Origin of the sequence: Bartonella sp. AD13SXNS (assembly GCF_042196465.1) — a bacterium.
In the GTDB taxonomy this organism is placed as follows: domain Bacteria; phylum Pseudomonadota; class Alphaproteobacteria; order Rhizobiales; family Rhizobiaceae; genus Bartonella.
Map to the genome: position 1 here is coordinate 84,107 of NZ_JBHIQI010000006.1, position 4,798 is coordinate 88,904.

Here is a 4,798-nt window from a genome sequence, read left to right on the forward strand (position 1 = left end):
GGATCTGATTTCTCTGTTGTTTGGATCTGATTTCTCTGTTGTTTGGATCTGATTTCTCTGTTGTTTGGATCTGATTTCTCTGTTGTTTGGATCTGATTTGTTGGATCCTTTCTAGAGTCTAAAACTTTCTCATTAAATCCTATAGGCTTAGCGGTTGCAAAAATTTAGGAAACAGCTTTGAGAAGGCTGGTGAAAAAACATCGTAAAAAGGGAAAAAACTTTCATAAAAAGATTTCGTGTCTGATGTCAAATTTCCATGGAAAGCAGGACATTAATACAGATCAGATGTTTCCAAGTATAGTGGGGGGAAAATATGAGTTGTAATGGATGTCTCCTCAGAAGAATCGAGAAAAATTTATCCTATAAGCAATAAGTTTTTGTGCACTCTTAAGAGAGATTTTTAAGAAAGCCGCCATTGCTCGAGAATAACGCTCTTTGAAAAAGGGGCGCTTTTATTGGATGAAAAAGGAATTCTTTATAAGCAGTTTTGCTTGAGGAATGAGGTCAAGGATGCATTGAGTGCGTAAAGGGAGCTCGTTTTATAAAAATGTAAAAGAGTAAATACGCAAAAGCGTAAAAACGTGTAACTGTAAAAAAGGAGATGGGGTTTTATGCTTTGTGTATGCTTTTATCATGGTATGGAATATGGAGAACTAGGGTGCGCATTTGTGAATGAAACGGTGATCTGTGAAGTCAATAAGGGGTATTTGGTTGGCAAGAGGCTGGATTATAGTTTACAAACTGGTGCGGGATAGAAGATTTATCCAGTGGGGAAATCTGTTTTTTGAAGTGGAATTGTCGACTCGTACTTATAGGAATTTTTGCTCTTTCAGGTGTGGTGATCTGAAATCAGTAAGAAAACCCGCTGGATAAGCTAGCTGGATTGTTAACAGATCAATGTTTACTCAGTGGTGCATGGGGTGCTGATGTGGGCGTTTCGTTTGGTTTTTTTCTGTAAATATAGAAAAGCGTAAAAACGGTGTCCGTAAAATGAAGCAGAGGATTTGGGCTTTATATGGGCTTTTGCTTAATCAGAAATTAACCACAAGATTGCCTTTTGTTTTTTCGCTTCGAGTTCTCTAAAGTTTTTTAAAAGGGCGTATTCTTTTTCGCTATAGGTGTCTTGATCATGGGGGAGAGCATTTTCTTTTGTGACAATATCGGCTTTTATCGCAATATCGGCATAAAAAAAGGTAATGGGAACTTTTAGGATATTGGCAATTTCTTGTAAGCGTCCCGCGCTTACACGATTGAAGCCTTTTTCATATTTTTGGATTTGTTGGAAACTGACACCTAACTGGCTTCCTAATTTCTTTTGAGAAAGCCCCATTGAAATTCGTCTATGACGAATTCTTTTGCCTATCGAAATATCATTGAAATGTGGATTTCTTGTTTGCACTTCAAGCCCCCCTGCCGGTTGCGAGCGCCCTCGCATGAGTATTCCGGGAGGTTGAAAGCACTGAACTCAAATCAGCTTTTTGCTTTTAGTGCGAAGATGCACTTGGACATAGCAAAAACTCCCGGAACTCCGGGATACCCACAAAGTGGGGTAAATTAACGTTTGAGTTTTCGGGCTTCAACTCCCTATTGATCGCTGCGTAGACGACCAAAGCACCTTTTGAGTGATAAAGTAATTTCAAAAGATTGGCAAGAACAATTAAAAGATTTGGAAAATGAGAGCATTTTTTTGTATCTTAAAAATTGTCTCATTATCTTCTTATGCCTTATGCTGTAAAATATTGTCATTTGAGGTAGGGTGAGATGGGGGCATTAGAGGCAAGGATATGCCGTCGACGGATCTTCAAGCATATCAATTTATACGGTGCTTTTTGTGAGAGTGTCTGGATATTTGAGGGTAGGGGTTATCTATCCGTGTCTGGTGAAACAGTATCCTTTGAGGGGTGGTGAGGGGTGTTTTCCAAGTGCAATATACGCGATAAAAGTTGAATTGTTTACAGACTCTTGTTTATTGAGTGGTGGGCTGGTTTGGAAATTTCATTTGGCTACTTTCTGTAAAGATGTAAAAGCGTAAAAACGTGAATCTGTAAAAGTGAAGTGAAGGATTTATGCGTTGTATGCTTTTGTCTTGACATGGAATGGGGGGAAAGGACTGGGGAACGAGTCTGCAAATGAAGTGGAAAGCTAGGATGGAGCATGTGAAAATTGGCGCTGTGGGAGAAGCTTTTTGGTGTGTGTGTGAAGCTTTGTCTTTTGGGTGGGGTCTTTGCTTCGAAGCGGAATTGATCGGTATTTGTAGGAGCTTTCGCTCTTTGTGTTGGAGAGGGATGGGTGTAAGAATATTCAGAAAAGGCTTGCTTGTTGAATGTGGTGAAATACCGTTGCTTGAGGGGTATGGTGTGCTGATCTGTCTGAGTGGGGTTGGTAGGAGGAAACTGCTACAAGATGTTGGATTCTTGACAACGCAGTGTAAGATGCTGGGGGAAAAGTTTCATTTGGTTGCTTTCTGTAGAGATGTAAAAGCGTAAAAACGCGAATCCGTAAAAGTGAAATGAAGAATTTATGCGTTGTATGCTTTTGTCTTGACATGGAATGGGGGGAAAGGACTGGGGAACGAGTCTGCAAATGAAGTGGAAAGCTAGGATGGAGCATGTGAAAATTGGCGCTGTGGGAGAAGCTTTTTGGTGTGTGTGTGAAGCTTTGTCTTTTGGGTGGGGTCTTTGCTTCGAAGCGGAATTGATCGGTATTTGTAGGAGCTTTCGCTCTTTGTGTTGGAGAGGGATGGGTGTAAGAATATTCAGAAAAGGCTTGCTTGTTGAATGTGGTGAAATACCGTTGCTTGAGGGGTATGGTGTGCTGATCTGTCTGAGTGGGGTTGGTAGGAGGAAACTGCTACAAGATGTTGGATTCTTGACAACGCAGTGTAAGATGCTGGGGGAAAAGTTTCATTTGGTTGCTTTCTGTAAAGATGTAAAAGCGTAAAAACGTGAATACGTAAAAGTGAAGTGAAGGATTTATGCGTTGTATGCTTTTGTCTTGGCATGGAATGTGGTCGGAGAACTAGGGGACGCATTTGTGAATGGAGCGGGGAAAGCTGGGATGAAGAGGGGTATAAATCGCGTTGACTGGAGAAAAGTGTGTGAGGGAATATTTTAGGGCAGCGCTTATCTGTCGTGTCTGATAAAATTGCCTTCTTTGAAGTGTCGTGATCTGAAGCTTATATTTTAAGGATGTTGGATATATTGGCGAGGGATGTTGATGGGTGTGCTTTTGTCTAATCAGAAATTAACCACAAAATTGCTTTTTGTTTTTTCGCTTCGAGTTCTCTAAAGTTTTTTAAAAGGGCGTGTTCTTTTTCGCTGTATGTGTCTTGATCGTGGTGTAAGGCATGTTCTTTTGTGGGAATATCTGCTGTTAAAAGATCCGCATAAAAAAAGTTCATAGGAACTGCTAGTTTTTTAGAAATTTCGAGCAAACACCCCGCGCTTACACGATTTAAACCTTTTTCGTATTTCTGGATTTGTTGGAAACTGACACCTAAATGGCTTCCTAATTCCTTTTGAGAAAGTCCCATTGAAATTCTTCTATGACGGATTCTTTTGCCTATTGAAATGTCGTTGAAATGTGAATTTTTAGTTTGCACTTCAAGCTTCCCTCCGGTTTGCGAGCGCCCTCGCATGAGTATTCCGGGAGTTTGAAAGCACTGAGCTCAGTCAGCCTTTTGCTTTTAGTGCTGACAAGCACTTGGACATAGCAAAAGCTCCCGGAATTCCGGGATACCCGCAAAGCGGGATAAATTTATGTACTGAGCGTTCGGGCTTTCAAATCCCTATTTGACCGTTGCGTGGACGATCAAAAACACAGAACTATCAATAAAGTAGTTTCAGGAGATTGGCAAGAAAAATTAAAATGTTTGCTGTACGGTTATACTGTAAAATAGGGATGTTTGGGGGCGGTAATCTGATGTTAGTAGGGGAATTTATTGGGTAAGAGGTTGGATTATAGTTTAAAACCGGTGCGGGGTGGAAGCTTTATTTAGCAGAGGAAAATTTGCTTTTTGAAGTCGAATTGTAGATCAGAGTTTATCTGGCGTGTTTGATGAAACACCATTCTTTGAAGTGTGGGATAGCCATATGAAATAATCAGCAGGGGAATCCGTTAGAGTGAGAAGCTGAGTTGTTGACAAATCCGTGTTTACAGAGCTGCGTGGGGTGGTGATGTGGGCGTTTCGTTTCGTTTTTTTCTGTAAAGATGGAAAAGCGTAAAAACGTGTATCTGTAAAATTATGCGGAGGATTTGGGCTTTATGTGGGTTCTTGTCTTTTAGGGTGTGGTCTCATTTTTTATTGTTGATGGCTTGTTAAATTTTGTTGCTGATTTTCATGTCATTTTTTGTGTTTGAAGTATTGGTTTTTCTTTAGTTGGAAGGAACATGATGATGGTAGATGAACATTGTCTTCCCTTACGTCGAAAAGGGCGGAAAAAAACAACTTTGAATAAAACAACAAAGCGATTTAATGAAGCTCTTTTGACAGCCGCTGAGCAGGCTGGATATCACTATGGTGAGGATGGGCTGGTGTCTTATCTTCAATATCATGCGTTGAATAATCCTGTTCCTTTTTTTTCGCTGTTGGCAAAAGTCTTGCCTCTTCAGGTTACGGGAGAAGCAGGGGGAGATGTTAAAACAGTTTCGCGTATTGAGATTGTACCAGTGAAGCCCAAAAATACTGAACCGAAGAAGCTTGATCCTTTGGTCACTGAGGCTTGAAGCTACGAGAAAATGTTGGGTTGGGCATATGATGTTTAAGGGATATTGTCTTTGAACGGGAATGCTAGATGTT

Annotated in this window: 6 protein-coding genes; 4 read left to right on the forward strand and 2 right to left on the reverse strand. The window is 40.6% G+C overall.

Features of this window, described 5'->3' with window-relative positions; all coding sequences use genetic code 11:
- Positions 1 to 611 precede the first annotated feature (611 nt).
- Positions 612 to 755 (forward strand): hypothetical protein, encoded by a 144-nt coding sequence (locus ACFIMQ_RS05810; protein WP_375615951.1) that lies wholly within the window; start codon positions 612 to 614, stop codon positions 753 to 755.
- A 272-nt stretch (positions 756 to 1,027) separates the two neighbouring features.
- Here the strand turns inward: ACFIMQ_RS05810 and ACFIMQ_RS05815 are convergent, their stop codons facing one another.
- Positions 1,028 to 1,399 carry a helix-turn-helix domain-containing protein gene (locus tag ACFIMQ_RS05815; protein WP_375615991.1) on the reverse strand — a complete coding sequence of 124 codons (372 nt, stop codon included), beginning with the start codon at positions 1,397 to 1,399 and terminating at the stop codon, positions 1,028 to 1,030.
- 748 nt (positions 1,400 to 2,147) lie between these two features.
- Here ACFIMQ_RS05815 and ACFIMQ_RS05820 point away from each other — a divergent pair.
- Together ACFIMQ_RS05820 and ACFIMQ_RS05825 are read left to right on the forward strand one after the other, a co-directional pair.
- A complete protein-coding gene (locus tag ACFIMQ_RS05820; protein WP_375703580.1) occupies positions 2,148 to 2,486 on the forward strand; it encodes a hypothetical protein in 339 nt (112 codons plus the stop codon).
- 115 nt (positions 2,487 to 2,601) lie between these two features.
- Complete coding sequence (locus ACFIMQ_RS05825) at positions 2,602 to 2,940, forward strand: hypothetical protein (RefSeq protein ID WP_375703581.1); 339 nt, start codon at positions 2,602 to 2,604, stop codon at positions 2,938 to 2,940.
- A gap of 292 nt (positions 2,941 to 3,232) precedes the next feature.
- On the opposite strand, the gene ACFIMQ_RS05830 is transcribed toward ACFIMQ_RS05825, so the two are convergent.
- Positions 3,233 to 3,601 (reverse strand): helix-turn-helix domain-containing protein, encoded by a 369-nt coding sequence (locus tag ACFIMQ_RS05830; RefSeq protein ID WP_375703589.1) that lies wholly within the window; start codon positions 3,599 to 3,601, stop codon positions 3,233 to 3,235.
- 794 nt (positions 3,602 to 4,395) lie between these two features.
- Between ACFIMQ_RS05830 and ACFIMQ_RS05835 the strand changes: the two genes are divergently transcribed.
- On the forward strand, positions 4,396 to 4,725 hold the full coding sequence (locus tag ACFIMQ_RS05835) for a hypothetical protein (protein ID WP_375611698.1): 330 nt from the start codon (positions 4,396 to 4,398) through the stop codon (positions 4,723 to 4,725).
- Positions 4,726 to 4,798: the final 73 nt, after the last annotated feature.